Source organism: Halobacterium sp. DL1, from assembly GCA_000230955.3.
Lineage (GTDB): Archaea > Halobacteriota > Halobacteria > Halobacteriales > Halobacteriaceae > Halobacterium.
The window spans coordinates 408920-430106 of the sequence record CP007060.1 but is presented as its reverse complement, the minus strand read 5'-3'; the positions used below and the strand labels follow the sequence as shown (position 1 = coordinate 430106).

The 21187-nt window shown below is 53.8% G+C and carries 18 protein-coding genes; 7 read left to right on the top strand and 11 right to left on the bottom strand.

Annotated features, from left to right (window positions below; all coding sequences use genetic code 11):
* Positions 1 to 203 precede the first annotated feature (203 nt).
* Entirely contained in the window at positions 204 to 707 is a 504-nt protein-coding gene (locus tag HALDL1_03755; GenBank protein AHG02836.1) for a molecular chaperone Tir, read from the top strand.
* A gap of 159 nt (positions 708 to 866) precedes the next feature.
* On the opposite strand, the gene HALDL1_03750 is transcribed toward HALDL1_03755, so the two are convergent.
* Both HALDL1_03750 and HALDL1_03745 read right to left on the bottom strand, forming a co-directional pair.
* Positions 867 to 2198: a hypothetical protein gene (locus tag HALDL1_03750; GenBank protein ID AHG05121.1), complete on the bottom strand. Its 1332-nt coding sequence runs from the start codon at positions 2196 to 2198 to the stop codon at positions 867 to 869.
* 78 nt (positions 2199 to 2276) lie between these two features.
* Positions 2277 to 3338, bottom strand: coding sequence for a hypothetical protein (locus HALDL1_03745; protein ID AHG05120.1), 1062 nt, complete (start codon positions 3336 to 3338; stop codon positions 2277 to 2279).
* 1417 nt (positions 3339 to 4755) lie between these two features.
* Between HALDL1_03745 and HALDL1_03740 the strand changes: the two genes are divergently transcribed.
* Positions 4756 to 5190, top strand: a complete 435-nt coding sequence (locus HALDL1_03740; protein ID AHG05119.1) for a hypothetical protein — start codon at positions 4756 to 4758, stop codon at positions 5188 to 5190.
* Between the two features lie 234 nt (positions 5191 to 5424).
* Here the strand turns inward: HALDL1_03740 and HALDL1_03735 are convergent, their stop codons facing one another.
* A complete protein-coding gene (locus tag HALDL1_03735) occupies positions 5425 to 6588 on the bottom strand; it encodes a hypothetical protein (protein AHG02835.1) in 1164 nt (387 codons plus the stop codon).
* Positions 6589 to 6728: 140 nt separating this feature from the next.
* Here HALDL1_03735 and HALDL1_03730 point away from each other — a divergent pair, with 140 nt between their 5' ends.
* Positions 6729 to 6899: a hypothetical protein gene (locus tag HALDL1_03730; protein AHG05118.1), complete on the top strand. Its 171-nt coding sequence runs from the start codon at positions 6729 to 6731 to the stop codon at positions 6897 to 6899.
* 194 nt (positions 6900 to 7093) lie between these two features.
* Here HALDL1_03730 and HALDL1_03725 read toward each other — a convergent pair whose 3' ends face one another.
* The 4 genes from HALDL1_03725 to HALDL1_03710 all read right to left on the bottom strand — a co-directional run bounded on the left by HALDL1_03725 (position 7094) and on the right by HALDL1_03710 (position 9613).
* Positions 7094 to 7318: a hypothetical protein gene (locus tag HALDL1_03725; protein AHG05117.1), complete on the bottom strand. Its 225-nt coding sequence runs from the start codon at positions 7316 to 7318 to the stop codon at positions 7094 to 7096.
* A gap of 310 nt (positions 7319 to 7628) precedes the next feature.
* The gene (locus HALDL1_03720) at positions 7629 to 8795 is read right to left on the bottom strand and encodes a transposase ISH3 (protein ID AHG02834.1); all 1167 of its coding nucleotides are present in this window, start codon (positions 8793 to 8795) and stop codon (positions 7629 to 7631) included.
* 24 nt (positions 8796 to 8819) lie between these two features.
* Complete coding sequence (locus HALDL1_03715; GenBank protein ID AHG02833.1) at positions 8820 to 9209, bottom strand: hypothetical protein; 390 nt, start codon at positions 9207 to 9209, stop codon at positions 8820 to 8822.
* Between the two features lie 290 nt (positions 9210 to 9499).
* Positions 9500 to 9613 carry a hypothetical protein gene (locus HALDL1_03710; GenBank protein ID AHG05116.1) on the bottom strand — a complete coding sequence of 38 codons (114 nt, stop codon included), beginning with the start codon at positions 9611 to 9613 and terminating at the stop codon, positions 9500 to 9502.
* Positions 9614 to 9845: 232 nt separating this feature from the next.
* On the opposite strand from HALDL1_03710, the gene HALDL1_03705 reads away from it, so the two are divergent.
* From HALDL1_03705 to HALDL1_03690, 4 genes are all read left to right on the top strand, one after another.
* Complete coding sequence (locus tag HALDL1_03705) at positions 9846 to 10007, top strand: hypothetical protein (GenBank protein ID AHG05115.1); 162 nt, start codon at positions 9846 to 9848, stop codon at positions 10005 to 10007.
* 524 nt (positions 10008 to 10531) lie between these two features.
* Entirely contained in the window at positions 10532 to 11761 is a 1230-nt protein-coding gene (locus HALDL1_03700; GenBank protein AHG02832.1) for an ATPase, read from the top strand.
* Positions 11761 to 13518, top strand: coding sequence for a restriction endonuclease (locus HALDL1_03695; GenBank protein ID AHG02831.1), 1758 nt, complete (start codon positions 11761 to 11763; stop codon positions 13516 to 13518). The genes HALDL1_03700 and HALDL1_03695 overlap by 1 nt, the downstream gene beginning before the upstream one ends.
* Positions 13519 to 13588: 70 nt before the next feature.
* A complete protein-coding gene (locus HALDL1_03690; protein ID AHG02830.1) occupies positions 13589 to 15937 on the top strand; it encodes a hypothetical protein in 2349 nt (782 codons plus the stop codon).
* A gap of 72 nt (positions 15938 to 16009) precedes the next feature.
* Here the strand turns inward: HALDL1_03690 and HALDL1_03685 are convergent, their stop codons facing one another.
* The 4 genes from HALDL1_03685 to HALDL1_03670 form a co-directional block, all read right to left on the bottom strand.
* The gene (locus tag HALDL1_03685) at positions 16010 to 16393 is read right to left on the bottom strand and encodes a hypothetical protein (GenBank protein ID AHG02829.1); all 384 of its coding nucleotides are present in this window, start codon (positions 16391 to 16393) and stop codon (positions 16010 to 16012) included.
* Between the two features lie 509 nt (positions 16394 to 16902).
* Positions 16903 to 17478 (bottom strand): hypothetical protein, encoded by a 576-nt coding sequence (locus HALDL1_03680; protein AHG02828.1) that lies wholly within the window; start codon positions 17476 to 17478, stop codon positions 16903 to 16905.
* A gap of 87 nt (positions 17479 to 17565) precedes the next feature.
* Positions 17566 to 18102 (bottom strand): hypothetical protein, encoded by a 537-nt coding sequence (locus HALDL1_03675; protein ID AHG02827.1) that lies wholly within the window; start codon positions 18100 to 18102, stop codon positions 17566 to 17568.
* A gap of 392 nt (positions 18103 to 18494) precedes the next feature.
* Positions 18495 to 21173, bottom strand: a complete 2679-nt coding sequence (locus HALDL1_03670) for a DNA methyltransferase (protein ID AHG02826.1) — start codon at positions 21171 to 21173, stop codon at positions 18495 to 18497.
* Between the last annotated feature and the right edge of the window lie 14 nt (positions 21174 to 21187).

Here is a 21187-nt window from a genome sequence, read left to right as displayed (position 1 = left end):
ATGCTGTACCGATATCAGAGGTACACGATATCTTGACCTTGTATGATTTCAATCTCAGTGACCAAACGGTAGCGACTAGAATACAGCAGCTCAAAGATGAGGGACTAGTCTATTATAGGGAGAGGTCTGGAACCTATTCTGGATTTCAACTTACCATACCTGGATTTGAGCGATACGATGAATTGTCCGGTGGCTGCCCGGGAATGAACGAAAGAGGTAGCGGCGAACCTGAAGAGACCGAGGAGACCGAGGAGGGCCAAGAGAGTCGAGATAATGTCGACAATGAATCAGCGAACAATTCCTACGATGTGTTTATCTCTCACGCCGGCGAGGACAAGGATCCAGTCGCCCGGCCCCTCGCTAATGAACTGCGTGACCGGGAATTTGATGTTTGGTTCGACGAGTTTGAACTCCAAATCGGAGATCGGTTACGGCGGTCGATCGATGACGGATTGGCCAACTCAAACCACGGAATAATAATCTTGTCAGAGGCGTATTTCGGCAAACAGTGGCCTGAAGAGGAACTTGAGGGGTTGATGTCCCGCGAAAACGATAACACTGATATCATCTTGCCACTCTGGTACGGGGTTGGCGAGAAAGAAGTCACAGAGTACAGCCCAATGTTATCCGGACGGGTAGCCGGAGTAATCGACGAAGACAACGTTGACCGAATTGCTGAATCTCTTTCTGGAATTCTACGTGACTGAAAACCACTGATGCCATACTCTAATATCAAGTAGAATATTCCTCACCCATGAACTCAGAGTTTGCAGAAAAATTCAGCTCAATCCCTGGCAAACCTTTATTCGCAGACTGCGGTTTATGCTAATTATCCGAGTACCCCCGACGGGTATTTTCGGTGTCTGTCAGTTATAACACCCGTACTCCCGAGGGAGATCGTGGTCAGTATCAAAGTCAACCAGTTTGACCTCCTCAATAGAGTTATCGCGGTCAACGATCATCCGCATTTGCTCGTTGATCCGCACATACTGATACCCTGTCCGGCAATTCCGCCAGTTGAACCCAGGCATATTAACATTCGTCTCAAGCTTCTCGATTGCCCGATCCACCCGCTCTCGAACCGTGTTATCCGACCGTTCGTACTTCTTTTCGAAGTCATCAGTCCGACGAATGGTGTAGTCAGTCTCCAACGCAACATACTTGAAATACTCTAAGTTCGGTGTTGGCGATGCAGGCTGAACCACGTACACTGGGATGCGGCGAGTGCTCGTCGCCCGATCAATCGACGTATCGAAGGGTAGTCGAGAACCGAGAAGCGTTTGCTGGCTCCGATCACCGAGAGATGCTGCAGCATCAGTAGCGTCTGCAGTGTGAAGAAGATGCGCGAGATGCCGGCCACCGACCCGGAAGTCCTGTCCGGTAAACCGTTCGTATGCACGGTACGCGTCCGGTTGGAACCGCGTCGAATATTCGAACAACGTATGGAATGCGGGCGTTGACGGTGCTCGCCGCATACACGCCCGGCTACGCGCCACGTACGCATTCGCCAGCGATTCCTCCAAGCAATCCTTCCCGGGACGCGCCGGTCGATACGCTTCCTCCACATAGTCTCGATACAGCATCTCACCAGCAACGTCCTCCAAGTACGTCGCCAAAAGCTCCGTCTGGTGATGATACCACTCGTGGCGAAGCAGAATCTCCAGCGCCAACTCACACGCCGCCTGCACCGACTCGAACGACGCAAACGTGTAGTCCGGCGCAGCATTACGGATATCAGCCTGCAACGGGAGCTCCCCGTCTTCGGTCGAGAACGTAATATCCGCGACCATCGGCTTTTGCTGCCCGTGACTCCAATTGAACAACAAATTCCCCAAGACCTGAACGCCGCGCTCCGTCACGTAGATTCCGTACTGGTCGGTCGAATAGTGGAACGGAACATACCAGGCAATCGCATCAAACCCCTCCTGATCCACGGTCCCGCGCCACGTATCAACGAGTTCATCACCCGCTTGCGAACCCGGAATGTACCCATCACCGTCAGGATCCCCCGTCGTCCGCTCCTTAATGTCGTACTCCGACAGTGGAACGAGTCGCTCATCCGGTTCCTCCTCCGGATCCACCCACGGATGCCTGTCAACAAGCCACGGTGGTGGTTGCTGGTCCGGAACGACTGGCGGGTCCTCGCCATCCCCTTCGTACCACCGCAAAAACGCACGTACCTGTTCAGGAGCGAACATCGGGATCTACACCGACCAACATCCGTCACCCTCTTAGAAACCCGGGTGACAGCAGACTATAATTTCCTCGACACTCTCTCATGCGAATCCAATCGGAACTGTCAGCACCTCATCGGTCTCTTCACCCGAGGTGAGGAACCGGTACTGGCGATGCCGGGATCCCTGACGCGGATCCAGACCTGCGTAATCAATCTCCATCTCCTCTTCGTCCGACAAGCTGACGAGCGCGGCTTCCACCGCTTTCTGTTGCCGCTCGATGTCGAATTCCGGATCCAACAGATACCGATGCTCGTTAAGCAGTTCCCCCACCTCTGGCGGGACTTCGGTCCGTTCTGGCCTGTCCCCGACGATTCTTTCGCCAACCTCGGTACTCCGCTGACCGATTTCCCGAATCACGGGAGCAATGATTTCCCAGTCGTCGACTTCTTCCGATGTTTGATCGTCAAGAACCAGTTCACGGAGCCGCGAATCCAACAGCTGACGCTCGTATGATACCAGTTCCTGATACCCCGCCGTTGCCTGTGATTTACCACTGGTACGCACGGGCACTCCGGTCATAGTGGCGCTTGTTAGCCGTTTGAGTTCTGACCAGGTGTAGAGATACTGCCCATCAATACGGTCATACGCTCGGGGTTTGGAGTATCGTGACACCTCACCGTCTTTGAGATACACTTCGGAGAATGTCGGCGTGCCATTGTTGACGGGTACCCAGAACGCCGTGTACTCCCCAAAATCGCTCGGGGGTTTAGGCAGGTTCCACAACCCGACTATATCAAGAAATACGGTTGTCCCGAGAACATTACCGAGGCCAGAGACATCAGTAACGACCGGTAATGCATAGAAAGCAGTGCCCGGGCCCGTTTGCCGACCGAGAAGTGTCTTCGCTTGTGCCCCGTCGAAGGGGAATTTCACAGCGCTCACAGTGTGTCCACGCCGGAACGTCCGGTCGTCGATCTCGCTGTAGACTGCCTTGTACTGGAGTTCAAGTCGGCTCGCAGTGTCGAACGCGATATCATAGCCACCTTCCGCCTCCTCACGCTGAGACGGTGCGATTGCGACGCCAGCAGTGAACGGGCTTTGCGACAACTGCTGTTGAGTGGCGTTCACCACCAGTGAGGATTCCGAGGGATAGTTAGTCATGGAACAGATATAGATTGAATCTCCAATAATGAGTATTCTTTTTTACCCCACTTCGAGAAACATCGATACAAGGCGACCACCAGGGTATCTCCTCATGAACGTTCCACAGACCACGAAAGACGATATTACTGATGAAGACACGATCTCCATCGCGGCTCAGGTACTACAGCATCGTACTTTCGACGATGGGAATACACAGGTTCAATTACAAGACATAGAAGGTCAAGAATTCCTTCTGAAAATATGGGATGGCGATCTTCCAGATTTTGAATTTAGAGAGAACGAGTGGATTCTACTTGAGGATGCGCTCGGAGACATCTATAATGAGAACGTCAATGTGGGATCAAACTATGGTGACCTGCAAGTAACGTATCTAGAATCATCTCCATCCTCTGTCGATCAAGACGAGCCCGACGATACAGCAACCGACAGCACTCAACAAACAGGAGGTGTCGTTGCACTCGACATTGAAACGATCTCCACCGTCCCGGAAGCAGAATTCGAATTTGACAATTCAGACCATCTTGAATTACTCTGTATCGGTGTTGGTTATGCGCCATACCAGGGAGCGCCAGGGACGTCCCGTACCCTCTTTCGATCTGGAACTACAGACGTATCAGAGGCCGCGTTACTACAGCAATTCTGCGAATACGTCGAATCACATACACCGTCTCATTTAGTTACCTTCAAAGGAGATTTTGACTACCAACACTTGATTGGACGAGCCGAAAGACTCTCAGAAATCGAACCAGACCTCAGCACTCGGGTGAGGAGTCTCTTCACAGAACAGGACTGGACCAATTTGGATCCCTGGGGCAGTCTTGAAGATAACGCCGACGTCAATAAAACTCACTGGGACATCTACGACCACTCCCTCACCCCTGCAGAATGGCGGAAAGACCACCCCCGGTTCGATGGCGATCCAGACGACCCCATCGTCTACAACATAGATATTCCATATTTCGGACAGCGATACCTAGAACTCACAGAGCAGCCAGAATCAGGACATCGTGAACATCGAGCACTGCATGAACTACTCCGACACTACACCGTTGCTGATATTGATCCACTTTTTGAGCTGCTAAAATAGCACTGCCCTATCCAAGCTTGGCTGTAACTTTCTATATTAGAATGCGTCGAGATTCTGTTGCGTATGATGTGGATCAAAACCGCGATCCCCCTCACGAACCCACTGCCAAAATCCCGTGTTAGTACTGTAAAACACCTCACCAGACCCGTATTCATCATGACCAGAGCTATGACAATCTGAACACAGCGTCGCTAAGTTTTCCGGTTCCGCTGACCCATCATCAGAGACGGGAACAATATGATGGATTATGAGTTCTGCTTCCCCATCACTCGCTGAAACTCCACACCGAACACACGCGTTGCCATCCCTCTCCAAAATCTTCTGCCGATGATCTGTCCTGACCTGGTTCTCCTTGCGTTGCTTAACATGGTCTTTGTAGTCCACCGTCTCCGTCTCAGGATCGAACACAAGCCGTCCCGGATACTGTTCGTGACAATCGACAGCCTCGGCGACACGACTATTCGGCACATCTTCTCCGAAGGCCGCCCACAGTGCCTCGATATTCTCCTTTTTATTCAACTCATCGCTGACTATAACCTCGGCAGCATGAGCCCAGAGTTCATCCAACTCCGCTTGGAGAGCAGTAATCTTCTCAGAAAGTTCTTGATACTCGTCATCTTCACGAATCTCTTCCATCACCTCCCGTATCGCGGATTGTTTCTCCTTCGAGTGCCGGTGGCTGAATGGAATCCTGTCAGAGTGTTTCACCGAGTCAAATCTGATACTACCGAGTTGTTCGTGTGCTTGACTATGTTCAAATGAGAGTTCCCAAACAAGCTCTTCTCGTTGCTGGCGAACTTCAGTAATCCGCGTCGTGAGTCGCTCATACTCCCGTATTAATTCGGACTCAGACGGGGAATCTGTCATGGGATGTAATCCTACGAATCGATACGTGTTATACTATTCCACTGACAGGGAATCAGCACTCAATAATGGATTAAGAGAGGTGACTTTGCTTTCTGCCTGCAACATGATCGGGTTGAATCGTAGCAGCGGCTATCCCTCACTGCGAAGGATCCACGGCTTCGCATCCGGGTCATACTCGCTAATCGCCCCGCTGTGACTGCGTGTTTCCGCGTCGAGCACGCCGATATGCTTGAGCTGCTGGACGAAATTGAACAGCACGTTTGTCCGGATGATGTCCTTCCAGACGGCTTCCTCCTCGTAAATTCGGGACGTCTGGCCGGCCTCAATCAGTTCCCGGGCTAGTGTTCGGCCGGCTTGCGTGCAGAACGTGTTCAGGAAGACGTTCGGGTACTCGTGAACCAACCGACGAACCAAGTCGGGAAAGTGAACCGTCGGTCCTTCTTTCCGCAGCGCGTCGAGCAACAACCGGAATTCAGGGTGTCGCTCGTAACAGTTCCGCAGTAGAATGGCGAGCGGCTGGTGCTCTGCGACGACCGTCGATCGGCCGACATCGTTCTTGATCGCATCGAGTTCTTGGAGTGTCGAAATTCCGGAGCCACGAAGCACCGTCGCTGCGAGTTCTCCCTGATCAGTTAGCGTGAACCGATCAGTACCCTCCACCAGTCCGAGTGACAGGGCACTCCGCCGGGCCTGGGTGCCCGCGCCGAAGCCGTACTCGGCTTTGAGTACATCTGCCAACTCATCGCCAGCCAGCGGGCCGTGTTGATCGACTGCGACGACAGGAGCGAGATAATTCAGCGGTTGGGCAAGCGAGAGACTCGCAATATCACCGGAAATGTCACTGCGACGCAGTCGAACCGACAATTGCCCCTCAATATCGACGACCTGCTCGTGGGACTCCGAGGTCGGCGGACTCGACCACCGCGTCACGCCATCATCCGTCGCACCAATCACACCAACACCCTTTGACCGGAGCAAATCAGCGTGTTGGCTAACGGTGTCAGTAGCTGCCGCAAGGTAGGAGACGTGCGCCCCCTGCTGGTACGTAAGTGCCTGCCCGATCCCGCGGAGTAATCCACTTGAGCCCTTCACCTCCACGGCGAACACGCGATCAGCATGCGTGAATCCTAGGACGTCCGGGTACCGGCCGCCGATCGTGATCTGGTGGGTTTCGCACCGATCCAAGACATCCGCGTATGTGTCTTGATGCGAGCCCGGCACGTGGACGAGTGGCTGGTAATCGCGTGTTTCGAGTTCGTCGATGACGTGCCCGAAAACCGACGATTCATCCATCCTATTCACCTCTTTGTACCGACACCAATTTGAATGTATTCCACCATCTCGATAACGGGAACCTCCCACTGATATTTCAATTACGAGAAACTAACGCAGAATGCAGTGCCAATCTATTCGTCTAATAGTCGCTCTGGGATTTGTTCGAGATTGTAGGAGACGCGTTGTTTGACCGACTCTTCGTCAGAATCGAATCCCTTCTCAGCAACGATCAACATCGGGAGTTCAGCGATATAATTTTCCCGCTGGATGAATTTCTCCAGATCCTCTTTTGCATGATCGAGCCCCGCAGCTTCTGCTTCTACTGGTAATGGGATTTTCACTCGGAATTGCTCGGAAAACATCTCTAAATTGAGTTTTAACCATACAATTGAATCTGGAGAATCAATTGTATGGATATCAACCGGTGTGATTTCGATGTCGACCTCACCATCCCCGATTTCTACTGTTTCCTCGCCAGCGTATCTGAGAAGAGCGTCGTGAACATCTTCCTCATAAACTCGTGTCATTCCCGTTCAAGCCTCCGTTGTAGTAGAGGCCGAATCTGCTCAAGGGTATCGAGCAGGTCCCCCGTTTCCTGATCCTCTGGTAGCTCATCGCTTTTTCCAAGGAGAAACTCTAGCAGCTTCTCGCCGTTAGCCCCGATTTTATCGAGAAGATCTTCATACAGGCTGGAAACCTCTTCTTCAAGTTCAGGCACTTCGATAATATCTGGAACTTCTCGCCCCATGAGTTCACAATATTCTTCCAGTTCACGCTGTAATCGTTCTCGCTCTTTCTCCGCCTGGTCGATTCTTGTACTGAGCTCATCCTTTGCCTCTGACACGCTCAGACCATCGACCCATTCTCCAACTTCAGTACCTCACAAAGCATCCTCGGCTAGCTGTTTCTGCGGCCTGAGTTCTGTGTCGAAGCGGTTGTACTGACGGTCTCGACGAGAGAATTACGGACGGATCGACGGAGAGCTGTCGCTGTCGGCGGCGGTCAGCCGCCGACGCGACAGCGTCGCCACTCACTCCGCTGGCTTGCTCGGTCGGTGGTTAGCGGTGGAATCGGTCGTCAGGTGGCCGATTCGCGGGGACGGCCCGACGCACCGCGAGGGCCGTCCACGCAGCTCGTCGAATCATATTGACGAACTCCTTGTACGGCCACCACCAGAGGCGACGCCCGCCTCGGCGGGGCGTCGCCACATACTCGTAGTGAAGGTACCGCCAGACGTTCTGTAAGAGGAGACTCACCACCACGTACAGCAGCCGTACCGTTGGATCTCGTGTTGTCGTTGTCGCTATCGCTTGCTCAAACAAGCGATAGCTTGACTCGATACCGAAGCGTTTCGAGTAGTGGTATCGAGCGTCCCGTGGTGAGTCGATGAACGGCGCGTCAGCGGCGTAGCCGTGACGCGCCACACCGTTCTCGTCATACTTCCCATTTAGGTACGTACAGTCGATGTAGACGGGAAAATCGACGGTCCAGCTGTGACCGTCGAGTTTCCCCGTCAGATCATGCTGAATGACGCGACTCCATCCTTCCGAGAGCTCTTGCTGAATCGCCTCACCCCACCGGATGATCGGGATCACGTACGCGTAATTGTGCGCCTGAAGCAGCGTGAGACACTTACTGTCGTAGAATCCGCGATCAAGGTAGACGGCCTTGACCCCGGCGTCAAGGCCGTCGAGGACACCGAAGAACTCAGCGAGGACACTACTTGCGGTATCGCCGTCTTTGAGACGGCGTACCGCCAGCGTGTAGCGTTTGTTCTTCACACGCGCGTAGAGTGTGGCATAGGCGTGGAACGCAGTGGTTCCACGCTTCGCTACCGAGTGATAGAGGCCGTCTGTGTCGTCTTCGTCACCGTAGTAGGGCCGCAGGTGGAGGTCTGCGCAGACCTCCACCTGTTCGGGGAGCAATTCATCGAGATCCTTTCGCAGGAGCGTGTTAGCGACTCGTTCGAGCCGTTCCGGCTCGAACTTCGTCCGAAGATGGTAGAGGACCGTGTTCCCAGCGGGTGAGTTCTGGCTCGACGCACAGAGCGTAGAGACAGAGGTCCCGTCGGCGCAAGCGCCGACGAGGACCTCATAGATGTCTTCAGCAGTGATTTCAGCGTTATTGGCTAACGAGAGCGAAACTTCCTCGTCAAGGCGGTTGACGAGAAAGTTAAGAAGCTGGTCCTCGTGGATCTCACCGTCTGCTTGTTTGGTTTTAGACACACCTTCAGCAAGCAGACGTTCTAACTAAGCGGCTTTGTGAAGTACTGAGGCTATACTCCCGACCGCTTCGACAGTGTGATTCGCGTCAGTGATGTGGCTGTTTTTGTGACATAGCGACACGAGGACCGCGTCGCCGGACTCGGGGATACGGTATATACCTTTATCATGGCCGTACTCAGCTGTGAGCCTGTACACTTTCGTCCAGTTGTCCGGGATGCTCCATAGGGCCTCGCTTACGTCCACGGTAGTCCGGGTTGCCGGGACGCGACGCGTCCACTTGTCACCCTGATCACGGCCGCGGGATTTGATGACATGCTCGTTTGTTTCGTCGTCATGCGTGACGGTGAGGACACCGTCGGCGCGATAATGCCGAACTGTGCTATCGTCGTATTCTGGCGGGATTTCTGACGTCATTGGTATCACGTGCTATCTGCTGATCGTACCGCTAGCACGCGACGTCCGACGACGCGCTGGCCTCGCGTCAGCAAGGATCTATGATACCAGGGATTGCGGTATCGAATTATTTTGCCAGAGAGGGTCTATGCATCGTCAGCTTGTAGATGCGGGGTGATTCTCGGGCGTCGCTTGATTGCTCAAAGGAACCTACCAGTTATAAACCCTCGTCCTGAATCAATCCTGGCTTCTCACTTAGTAAGCTGCACGTGGAACCAAAGAGCGGACTGCTTCTGAGCTCCCGCACTACCTCACCGGTCGTCTCGCAAAACCCACGGCTTCGCAGCCGGGTCGTACTCACTGATCTTCCCGCTGTGACTGTGTGTCTCCGCGGCAAGCGCGCCGATATGCTTGAGCTGCTGCACGAAATTGAACAGAACGTTCGTTCGGATAATGTCCTTCCAGACGGCTTCTCCTCGTAGATTCGGGACGTCTGACCGGCCTCAATCAGTTCCCGGGCTCGCGTTCGCCCGGCCTGCGTGCAGAACGTGTTCAGGAAGACGTTCGGGTACTCGTGGACCAACCGGCGAATCAAGTCAGGGAAGTGAATCCGCGGGCCCTCTTCCGTAACGCGTCGAGCAACAACCGGAATTCGCGGTGTCGTTCGTAGCAGTTTCGGAGCAGAATGGCGAGCGGCTCGTGTTCCGCTTAATCAGCGGCGGAGCGATCTTCGAGTCGTATTTTCTGGTCGTCGTCACGTGCAAATTGAGGATGTCATTCGCTCTCGTCTACACGAGAATTGTGACTTTCAACTGCTGAATCGTCAGCTTCGTTCGCTCCGTATAGTGTTTTCAGGCGTGACTGCAGTCGAACCCGGAGGCATCGATTCCGACGACACCGTTAGTCGGGAGAAGCGTTACTGAGAGATTGAGAAGAACCAGCCATGATAAGATGGTTGAACGCCTTACACGATGTCGAAGGAGACGGGATTTCCTCAAGATCGATTGTACTCCGAACCCGAGACATCTCGATGAGTTCGTCAAGAAGCATCCGGTACGTCGTATTTTTCCGAATCTTGAGACAGAGCTATACGATATGCTGGTGAAGTGTGCGCCGCTTTTTTGAGAACTTCGAAGAGTAGCGGGCAACGGCTCGTCGAGCCAAATGAAACGTCTGCTCTACAAACCGAAGTAACCGCGATTTTGAAGGGGCCTGCATTCAGCCAAACTACGCGGCGAACCTGTAACTCTTCGAGGGTTTCAGCCGGGTAGGTTAGATGGATATCGGAATCTGCGTGGCTCTTGAACGGGATTTTATATACTCAGGACTACCTGTATCCGATAATGAGTGACTCGTCGGACGACTATACGCTTGAGGATGCGCAAGACGAAGTCGGAATTCTTCGCCGTGTAACCGACGACGTCGTCGAAGCAATCCAGAACGCGGAGAGCGAAGACGTACTGGAGTTTTTGATTGAGGACGAAAAACTCGACGTGGTCCACGACGGAGAGCGTGGTCTGGGTCAGGTCCGACGGGCCGTACTTGAGTCTCCATTGGCGTCAGATCGGCTCAAGCGTATTGTAAGTCTCCGCGGCGACGAAACGCCCGAAGAGATACTCGTCCCGAACGACGTTGAGCGGAACGCGAAGGTCGCACTGGAAGCGGGCAAGCCAGTCGTCCTGTATGGGCCGACCGGGACAGGGAAGACGACATTTGCTAAGCAACTCGCTCGTGAAACCGGAATCGGATACACCCTCAACACTGCCACTCCCTCGTGGACGCCGTCGGACATCATCGGCGGCATCAGTCCGGACTACACCGGCGACTCACTAAGCTACCGAACGAAACTCGGCTGCGTGTCCGAAGCCGTTCAGCGTGCTCGCCGGTTCGACGTCGAATACGGCGTCATCCTCGATGAGATTACGCGAGCGGACATATCGAAGATATTTGGTCCGCTGTACACTGCAATCGAGAACCCACACCAAACCATCTTTGAGACCGACGAAGGTGAGACTATTGAGCTGGACGAGCGGGTGAACATCATCTGTACGATGAACATGTCCGACCGGACGGTGAACGAACTCGATAACGCCATCACCCGCCGGTTCGCCATGATCGAGTTGGACGAGTACGAGGAGGACAAGCGCCGTCAGCTGTTCAAAGACTGGATCACCACGCACGTCACCGACCACACCGACCTCGGAGAAAGTGAGATTCTCCGGCTGTTCGAACGTGACTACCAGGGTATCAATCACGGCCACGAATCGACGTCGCAAGGGTCGATTATGCGGTTCGGCCCGATGCATTACCGCGACGTCGCCGTCTTCCTCGGCGTCGGCTGTCGGGAAGGCGGAGAGTACGAGTACGACCAGACAGACGCGGTCGGACAGGCATTCCGGACGTACATCGTTCCGCGATTGCTGAACGCCGCCGCGTTCCCGCAGATCGAGCGCATCGCGGAACACTACCGCGCGATGAACGGTGAGTTCGAGGAGTTCGATCTCTCGCCGGCAGCAGAGCTCGCCGAACGGGAACTCGAACAGGAACGACGCCAGATGGGCTCCTACGAGTAATGAGTACGGTTGACGAAGTTTACGAGTACGGGCAGGACACCTTCAATGTCCCCGAGCGCGGGGAGATCCGAATAGAGGGCTGTCCGTCGTCCATCGGGGACCAGCTTCGTCGCGCGTCATTTACACAGGAGAGTCCTGGTGTCTTCACGAAGAGTCAGGCCGCACTCGACTCAGATCAGGAGTACGAGGTCGTGACGGTCACCGTAGACGGCGACGAGAACGAGGTACTCCACGTTGAGGCGACGGACATCATCGGTGTCGTGAGCCTCACGCCGTCGTCGAAGGTGCAGGTCGATCCGAAGATCGACTGGGAACACATCTTCGACATGCTCCTGGCTGTCTACGACCAGAACCGATCTATCGAGTATCACGGAATTCCGCTGCAGGACTTCCTCTCTGACGACATCCATCTTGACGACGTGTTCGTGGTGCTGGCGATCAACTACCTGGATGGCTTGGAGACGATCCACCGGCAGGGGTACATCCGGGATCTGGTCATCAGACGGCTCGACAGTCTCGATGGGCGGGGGGAAATCGACGTCGAACAAACGTTGTTGAACCACGGGCGCGGAACGTTGGAGCCACACTGGATCCGCAACGAGACCGAGTACGACAACGCCGCGAACTCGCTGCTTCACTTCGCTGGAAAGACGCTCCTTCGACTCTTCCGACAGAATTCTCACGAGAACGACCACCCTGCATACGATCGAATCTTCTCCGAAGTACACCGCGAAGTGGAGCGTCTGGAGAGTATGGGTGTCAGCAGCGGGCTGGACCGGATGGACGCGTATCGACGCCTCTCACTGAGCGACCTTCCAAAGCAACGACGGTACTACCAGAAGGCGTTCGACGTCGCCAAGGCAGTGATGTCGTCGTCGCTCGGCCAGCAACTCCGTGATGGCCCACGAGAACTGGTCGTGGACTACGTCCTGAACATGGAGTCGCTGTTCGAGCAGTACTCTCAGGTCGTTATCGAGCGCGAACTCTCGTACATCAAGTCCTACGACCACCTCGGAGACCTCGACGACGTGACACCCGTTCGGTCACCATCGGTGAACCCGTTCGAGGGTGAAGGGCAGATATACCACGAACCAGACCACGCCCTGCAGGAAGGTGACAAGACACTGGCTGTACTGGACTCGAAATACTACGCAGAGGGTCACGATCCCGTGAAGGAATCGCCGTCCAGATCACGGCTCTTCAGTTACGCGTATCTCCTCCACTCAGATCGGCTCGCATTTCTGTGTCCGCTTCTCGAACCGAAGCGACGGCGAGTTACCCAGACAGATGCCGAACTGCAGATCGTTTCGCCCGAGCAGGAGTTTACGTTGGGTGGGTATGGCGACGTCGTCCACGACTATCTGCACGACGTACTTGTCCGCAAGTCTGCTGAACTCGAAGCCTTCCGGGCTGTCGCGGAAAACCGACTGTGCCTTGACGGTGTCGAAGAGACGGATCTGACCGACTCGAAGTCGATGAGAGGTCCGTTCACGTTCAAGGATTCTCGGGATTTCTCCTTACGTGTTCTCAAGGCTGCCGCCGACGAACACTCTTGGGAGGTCCGAAACCGGTACGATCTGGAGCAGGACGGTGACTGGACGCGGGAACAGATCGAAACGCGGTGTGAACAGCGTTACGAGCATACGACGACGTGCGTACCGGTGTTCTGTCGTGAACAGGGGCAAGAATGGATTGACCTATACTTCCTGAACGGCAGTGGTGGAGTCGAGAAAGAGGGTCCTTTGAAACTCCTCTAATTAGTAGTCCTGTCCGACAGTCTCTTTATACTTGGTTTCACATTACTCAGATAACCGAATGAGTAGCGAGATGACATCACATGACCCCCTCTCGAACGATGATGGGTTCTGGGGTCTACTGCTTGGGAAGAAATATGACAAAGTCCCAGAATCAGAACGGACGCTTGAAAATCTCGTCTCGGAATTCTACGTTGGGCGTACGAAACGTATCGACACCCGGTTTGAGTCGATCGACGACCTAATCGCAGGATTAGAAGACCAATCGGCAGATCAGGCTCAACAAACTCTCCTCACAATCTGGGCAGAGGAAAAATGGGCTCAAAAGAGCAGCGGCAGCAACGGCTTCCAGGTGGAATCTAATTTCGAAGATGAGCTTCAACGACTCAAAGAGGAGGGGCTCTTCGTGGAGCAGTTGGCTAACAATTTCACATTGGTATGGCCGAGTAAGGAGGTCCGTGTAACCACTCGGGAAGATGATCGTGTCAGGAGCCGATTGTTTGAGCAAGCCCACCCACTGTTCGTACGGAAAGAGGATGGTAGTGAAGTAGAGGTACGGGGTGCAAAAAATCGAATCAAGAAGTTCTCAAAGACCTTCACAGACAGTGATGGGGTTGATAGAATAGAGAGATCACAAACGACTCAACCCGTTATTGATGGCCTTGCGTCCATCTTCAATGACGAGATTGAAGCGCTCACACTCACAGAGGTGGAGTTCCAACGAACGTATCTCCCTGATGGATCCTCACTTTCCCTCAGCAACCCTGCAGGAGTTCGTAACGACCTCAACTCGGAAGCTGTCTTTCAGGAACTGGTCGATCTACAAAGCCTCTCCGAACTCTCCCATCTCGAATTTAACCACAATAAGACTGGGAAGAAGGTTGAGTTGAAAGTAGAGCGTGAAGAGACTGGATTCTACTTCGAAATCCAAGACCGGTATCTTCCTGAGTCAGAAAAAGAGGCAATCCAATTACTGATCGAGGACAAACTGGGAATCTCGTTCGACAGCATCTATCCTTATGACGTCCAGTTACGTGATTCATACATTTTCCACCAGATTCTCACTGGCGCAGTTGACACTTATATTCGATATTTCGATGACCTGCCAGAGGAAGAACGGTCGCTCCTAAACGAATTTATCGAAGTGTCTGAAATTGATACGTTTGAGTGCTACCGGTGTCACGAAGTATATGAAGGAGAGGAACCGGATGAATGCGAGGAATGTGAAGGGGACAGCTTCAGAGATGAAATTCGACGAGAGGTTAGCGTTGACGATGAGGCAATCCATGAAGCAGCACTTGAGGCACTGAAAGAGACCGGTGACACGCTATCTGATAATGGAATTAATTTCTTAGACGTCACAATCGATGCGTATGAGACAAAAAACAACGACTACATCAGAACCACATTCCAAGAAGTGGCGAGTGCAGGAAAAGAAGCCAACACCCACCGATACGAGTATATCAACTACTGTCTCGGAAATGGTCGTCTTCCTCGACGCATCAATCAATACCTGCTAAACTCAGTTCTCATTGTTTACGGGAAAGCATATCTCAACGGACGAGAGCACTTTGGAACTATCAATCTACATGACCTGTTGATGACCGATTCCCCAGAAGACCTTCTTGTCTCAGCGATTCGTAACAGCAAGTCTCAGTTCAGGAATCGGATTATCGGGCGGGCTGATGATGCGTTTGAGCGTCTCCAAGACCTTCATCAGCGCGGTACAGCAGGCGAATTTGACGACCTATCACAGGAGGAACGGAAGGAACTGAAAGATGACTACGATTACAACGGGTTTGAACGGGACGTATTCTATCTCCTGAAGTTTATGTTCCTCTTCACTGAGCGGTGGGGCCGAGAAGGAGAAACAGAAACAGACGGCTGCCTCGTAATTCCGGAGGAGGATGGATACTTCATCGCAAGTTACGATCCAAAGCTCACCTACACTAAGAAGGGATACGACCTAGATGCCGGAGAGAAGAACAAAGCGGCATGGTACATGGTTACGGAAAACCTCGGCGGCGCTCTCTCAGTTTCGCTTTCAGACGACGAAAATCTGGATGCCCACCTCTTCGTCTCGAATAACTTCCGGGAAGGTCAATTCCCCCATGTCGCCTCTCGTGTTCAGGAGTGGTTCGAACAGAGTGAAGACGTTGAAAAAGGGGGAATCCCGGTTGCATTCCTCCCACTCGAATCCTTGTTGTCACTTTACGAAATCTTCGATCGGCATTACGATCCCATCATCGAATACCCCTCAGTGAAAGCTGCATTCAGAAGAGCGTTCACAGAGAAGGTCAAAAATGGAGAGGATGGATACTCTGTTGTTGATACAGACGCTTGCGACACCGTCGAAGAGCAAGTACTACAGGCATTGAGGGGGACTACCCGGAGTAGAACGCTCAAAGACCACACTGAATAGAGCTTGTTAGTCCCACATACTGTTCGAAACAAACTAATCAGACTGCATGTTGGTGATCTTCGCTGGTGAAGATTAAAACGGTGCGACGAGCCACTCACCGTCTTCCTTTCGTTCAAGCTGCGGTCCGAAAACCTGCTGGAGAGAGTGAAGTTCATCCTCGTACCGTAGATCGTACGTTTTCCCACTTCGATGGAACGAACCTTCGACGACGAACTGTACCGTCGGACTTTGGTACTCTAAATCGTTTGCGCGTCGGTCCATCTCATGAGCCAACTCATTAGCCAGGTCCTCCTCTGCCAAGGCTTCTGAGAGACCAACAACACTCACAAGATCCGGAACGTCGTCTTCTTTGAGTCGCTGTACAAACTCCTCTACAGGAATCTGATGCTCGAAGGTCTCATACGCACCTTCGATAACGAGATTGTAGCGTCCAGGTATCTGTCCGGGGCCTGCCATTACGCAGACAACGTCTCCGAAGGGACAAAAATGGATACGGTAGCGTAGTCACCTATCTCTACGAAAGTCCTACTCCTCCCAGAAGGCACGCTGGCGTTCTTCGATTTCGGAGAGTACCATCGATAGGACATCCCGCCAGTCAATTGGGTGTGGCGAGTCGTCACCTGGCGTCGGCGCATCAGGACCTGGATGGACATGATCACGGGTGTTGTGGCCTGATGGATGTCTATCCCATCGATGATCGAACTCGCTGGTGTCGTGTTCTTCGTGGTAGTGAAGCGAGAAGTCCCCGTTTTCGAACCAGACGACCTCCAAGCGAGCAGCACGAACGCGTTTCGGGTAGAACCGCTGATCGTACACGCACACCAGACGGTCCGGGGCAAATGCCGGCTGATCATCGATTCGGCTGAAACGGTCACCAGCGGCGAATCGATCTCGAATGGCATCGAGTCGGTCGAAATCAATCGGCGCACCGCTAAGCGAGTCAGACGTGTTCTCGTCGCCGCCTCTCATACGGCGGACTGTAGATCAGCGCCGTCACCGGACTCGGTCGTGAGGGCTCGTTCGAGCAGTGCCACCCGACGACGCGCTGTTTGCCACGCGGAGAGACTCTCCCAGACGTCCTCGATAGATCGGTCAGTCTCGCTCGCATAGTCCGAAATCGAGATATCGTCCGGTGATTCGACGTCGAATTCGCTCTCCAGCGTCTCTGCGCGCTCCGACTCTGTTTTTAGAAGGTCAAGAAGTTCTTCAGTGGCGTACTCCTGCCGGAGTTTCTGAACCCGTCGCCAATTCAGGTACTCCTGGTTACGCTCGTAGGTGGCTGGTGATTCCGTGACCTGTGTCACGATTCCCATCCGTTCGAACCAGTCCAAGTACTCACGTGCGGCATCGACACCGTGTCCCGCGAGTTCGGCGACGTCGTTCGCCGTTGCTGGACTATCAAGGGCAAGGACGGCGTCGAAAAAATCGTCCCGCGTTCGGTCGCCGCACACCAACTCCTCTGGAGGAGTCAATGCCTCGAAGTCGGGTGCCTCAGAACGTTCATCGGCGTCGGCTGTTAGCTCCTCGCGCGGTTCCTCCATACACTGTCTCCGCACCAAGGAGGAATAAATCTTTTCCGCACGTAATAATCCGTATCGACTAGCCGTGATCTCCGACCTGACTCACAGTTAGTCTGAGGTGGTGAATTGTAGTAGGGTGGACTGTTGTTCGTTCGTTCCCTGGTGAGTAGAGGCATCCAGACAGTCGATTGTCGTCGAAGGACTGATCGTGGGATCGAGATCCTGCAGAAGATGGTGGCCATCCGACGAATCAATTGTTTCGAGGCACTCGCTACAGGCCAATACGAGATAGTAGTCATGGAAGTCTATCTGCCGGTCGGCAGAATCGCCACACCAGTAACACTGTGGAGTTGCCTCCCGGAACCGCTCCAGGAGGCCTTCCGAGTCCATCACCTGGGTAAGGAGGGTGGACAGATTAGCGTGGTCCGACATATCAAGTCGGAGTGTCGAAACGGACTCCTCAATCACGGGCCGCAGATTTTCCAACCACGGTGCTATACTGTCCCTAGTCGGATCTGAACGTTGCTTGTCCATCTCTCTGGTCACATGCCGGAGAAGGGTATCTCGTTCGTCCCGCGAGATCGAGAACGTGCAGTACGGTTGGATCGATCCCACGAGCAGAACCAGATGATCAGTGTCACTCATCGCAACTACCACTCTTTATGCGCGAGAAAACGGCTGATCGAGCGATTCGAGTCAGAAGGGGGACAGAGTCAATTCGTGACCACCTTCGCCGACGACCCGCCGTTTCGAGCTGTTGTTTTGCCCTCATCGTTCGGAATAGGTGAAATAACCAGGTGCGTAAAAAACTCTGCCCTGAGAACACCGTGATATCGTCCCACCAGAGCCTATACGGCCAATATCCATATCGAGGGCCCGGAACGCAGACTCACGGCACGACCATATCGCCGACTCGCCTTAGACAGGCTGTAGGAACAAGGGTGCGGCAAGCAACAGAAACACTCTCAGCGAGAGTCTCGAAATGGATTGTCGAAAATCGCCATCGGGAGTTGTCTTCGCGTCCTATGTCGGGGTTCCTATTCGCCGTAACTCGTGATGTCCCGATCCCCGAGCACGCGCGTATACGCGTCGTCGCCGGTTACGTCGGCGAGCCGACCGGCGAGTTCCCGCAGGTCGTCATCGACGCCCCACTTATCGACGTAGTTCTGAACTGCTTTCCCCTTCTCGTAGCGGTAGCGGAGGAACTGAAGTTTGTCGAGGTCTGAAAGGTGGTCGCCACCTTCGCCGTTGACCCGCTCTTCGATGTACGCCCGACGCTTCTCGTTGTCCCAAGTGCCGAGTTCGAAGCCGTCATCTTGGTTGTACAGGTGGGTCTCCTTGAGGTCCTCTGGGTTGGCATTCGTCCCGCGGCAGAGCTTGTTAACGTCGTCGAAGGAGGGGTTCGATGTATCAAGCAGGTCGATGAACACGTCTTCGACGCCGATGTCGCTGGCCTCCTGAATGATGCCGTAGATCTCCTGAACGACTTCCTTCGCGGACATGATCTCGCCGTCGCGCTGCACCTTCCCGTGGTGTTTGGAGTACTCGTGGAAACACGCGCCCATCTCCATCACGCCGATGTCGCCACGTGAGAGGTCGCGGTTCTCTTCGAGTTGCGTGCGGGTGCGACGGGCTGTTCGGTAGATGTCGCGGCGGAGGGAGTTCCACGAGGCGGGTTCGGTGTCGTCAATGGGTCGAGCGACGACGACGATGTCGAAGGAGACGGCTTCACCAGAGATGAATTTGTGAAGATCTGCGGTAATTGGATACGTAGCTGTGACCTCGAAGCCAACATCACAGAGTGATTCAAGAAGTTCTCCCCAGGATTCGGAATCACTATGATGGTATGTGAATGTTAGAACCCCATCGTCTACGAGGCTCTCGTGAACTACCTCAAACCCTTCTCTAAGTTCCATCTCGAAGTCTTCCACGTCCTTCCCCTCGGAAGGGTTCGAAACAATGCTCTCAGTACGTGGTGTGTATTCAGGTTCGAACCACTCGTACTCGTCTTTTAGGATTAATCGAAGCCAGACGTAGAAGAAGTCAGATACTTCGGAGTAAATGATGTTGTCGTAGTACGGCGGATCCGAGATTACAGCATCGAACTCGTCTTCATAATCAAGTTTGCGCATATCCCCCTGTGAGAGGGTGAAGTTTTCGCCAATTGGTTTGGCGAATTCGGGTGTTTCTTTCTTTTCACCGTCGTCCACCCACCGCTCAGTGGGAGCACTGGCATACTCTACCCCACTAATCACCATATCCCAGATGGACTGGAACGTCCCCATCCCGTATTCAGTCCCCCAGACGTTTGCTTCGGCGGCTGCCTGTGGAACGTCAAACGAATTGGTATTGAAGATATGATTTATTTTATTATTTGAGTGCTCATATCCCACTAGCATATTGTTCGTCCGGAGCATGTCGCTAAATGCCATCAAAAGATACTCTCGAACATTCTCATTCTCAACTTCGCTTATCGACTGAAGAAGTTTCGAAAGGCAGAGAAGTTGGCGTGGACTGTACGCGTCAGTCCAGTCCTCCAGCCCATGTTGGAATAGGTCGTTCCCGCTAATAGAGGATGATTCGGTGATTGCTCCGCGTGCGATTTCGCTCTGTGGGACGAACTGAGTGAGTTCGTCTGCTTCTTCCCACTCCTTTCGAGCCTCCTGTGCGAGGTCGCGGTCCACTTTTTCTGCTCGCTTGTAGCCTTTCACTGCGGCACGTTCTTTTCCTTGGTCATCACAGGTGCCGCAATAATACTCAAGCGCGTACAGGCTGAGACCGTAGCCATCTTGTTCTGCAACAGCGTCAGTAACCGAGTATTTTTGTCCACAGTCGGTACAGTGGTAGTTCCCCCTTCCGACGTTCCCGTCCGAAGGGTCGAAGGAATTCCCGCATTCATTACAGGCGCACTCGTTTTGCCAATCGTCAACACTGACGACCGACTCGCAACTCGGACAGAAGACGCTGTACGTTCCTTTGTTGTCCCCATATCGTCCTTTCCCGACTCGGTAGTCTTTGAATAGGGGAACAGTGTGCCCGCAGGAAACGCAGTCGAGTTCTCGAACCCAGAAGTTGTACATAACGTCGGCGTCGTGGTCGCCGTTCGGGCAGGGGGTCTTGTAGTACTGCGTAATCTCGTCGGCGACGTCCTCCTTCACCTGTTCGAAGGCTTCCTCCAGCTCTTCGACGTCGGTCTGGCCCGCTTCCAGTTCCTTCTTCGTGACGAACCACGCGACGGGATTCAGGTCGTTGCCGACGACCTCCGCCCCGAAGCGTGACGCTTCTACGAGCGACGTACCGCCGCCCATGAACGGGTCGAGAATCTTCTTGTCCTCGACACGGACGTCCTTCGGGTAAAGCTCCCAGAGGCTCTCCGGGTCGGTCATGTCCACGCGTTCGAGGAGCGACGCGACGTCGAAGTCCGACTTGCCGTCTGCGTCGTCGCCATAGGACGCCAGCGTGCTGCCCTCGTGGCCGGGCTCGAACACCGAGACCTTCTCCGGATCGTCCAGCATCGTGTACAGAGAGATGGCGCGGAAGACACAACCGAGGCGTCGCGCCCACCACTTGTGCATCGTGTAGATTGGGCGGTAGTACATCTTCGCTCGACCCTCCTTCGCCGCGATCTCGTTCACGCGCTCGATGGGGAACCCGCGTTCTATGGGGAGTTCCGTCCGCTCCTGCCGGCCCTGCGAAGATCCAGATTGTTCAGACATTATTCAGTATGTAG

Bases quoted from the DNA above. Each gene is read 5' to 3' on its own strand.
- HALDL1_03755 (AHG02836.1), top strand. From the start codon at position 204: ATGAACGAAAGAGGTAGCGGCGAACCTGAAGAGACCGAGGAGACCGAG.
- HALDL1_03750 (AHG05121.1), bottom strand. From the start codon at position 2,198: ATGTTCGCTCCTGAACAGGTACGTGCGTTTTTGCGGTGGTACGAAGGG.
- HALDL1_03745 (AHG05120.1), bottom strand. From the start codon at position 3,338: ATGACTAACTATCCCTCGGAATCCTCACTGGTGGTGAACGCCACTCAA.
- HALDL1_03740 (AHG05119.1), top strand. From the start codon at position 4,756: ATGATCTGTCCTGACCTGGTTCTCCTTGCGTTGCTTAACATGGTCTTT.
- HALDL1_03735 (AHG02835.1), bottom strand. From the start codon at position 6,588: ATGGATGAATCGTCGGTTTTCGGGCACGTCATCGACGAACTCGAAACA.
- HALDL1_03725 (AHG05117.1), bottom strand. From the start codon at position 7,318: ATGGGGCGAGAAGTTCCAGATATTATCGAAGTGCCTGAACTTGAAGAA.
- HALDL1_03715 (AHG02833.1), bottom strand. From the start codon at position 9,209: ATGACGTCAGAAATCCCGCCAGAATACGACGATAGCACAGTTCGGCAT.
- HALDL1_03700 (AHG02832.1), top strand. From the start codon at position 10,532: ATGAGTGACTCGTCGGACGACTATACGCTTGAGGATGCGCAAGACGAA.
- HALDL1_03695 (AHG02831.1), top strand. From the start codon at position 11,761: ATGAGTACGGTTGACGAAGTTTACGAGTACGGGCAGGACACCTTCAAT.
- HALDL1_03690 (AHG02830.1), top strand. From the start codon at position 13,589: ATGACATCACATGACCCCCTCTCGAACGATGATGGGTTCTGGGGTCTA.
- HALDL1_03685 (AHG02829.1), bottom strand. From the start codon at position 16,393: ATGGCAGGCCCCGGACAGATACCTGGACGCTACAATCTCGTTATCGAA.
- HALDL1_03680 (AHG02828.1), bottom strand. From the start codon at position 17,478: ATGGAGGAACCGCGCGAGGAGCTAACAGCCGACGCCGATGAACGTTCT.
- HALDL1_03675 (AHG02827.1), bottom strand. From the start codon at position 18,102: ATGAGTGACACTGATCATCTGGTTCTGCTCGTGGGATCGATCCAACCG.
- HALDL1_03670 (AHG02826.1), bottom strand. From the start codon at position 21,173: ATGTCTGAACAATCTGGATCTTCGCAGGGCCGGCAGGAGCGGACGGAA.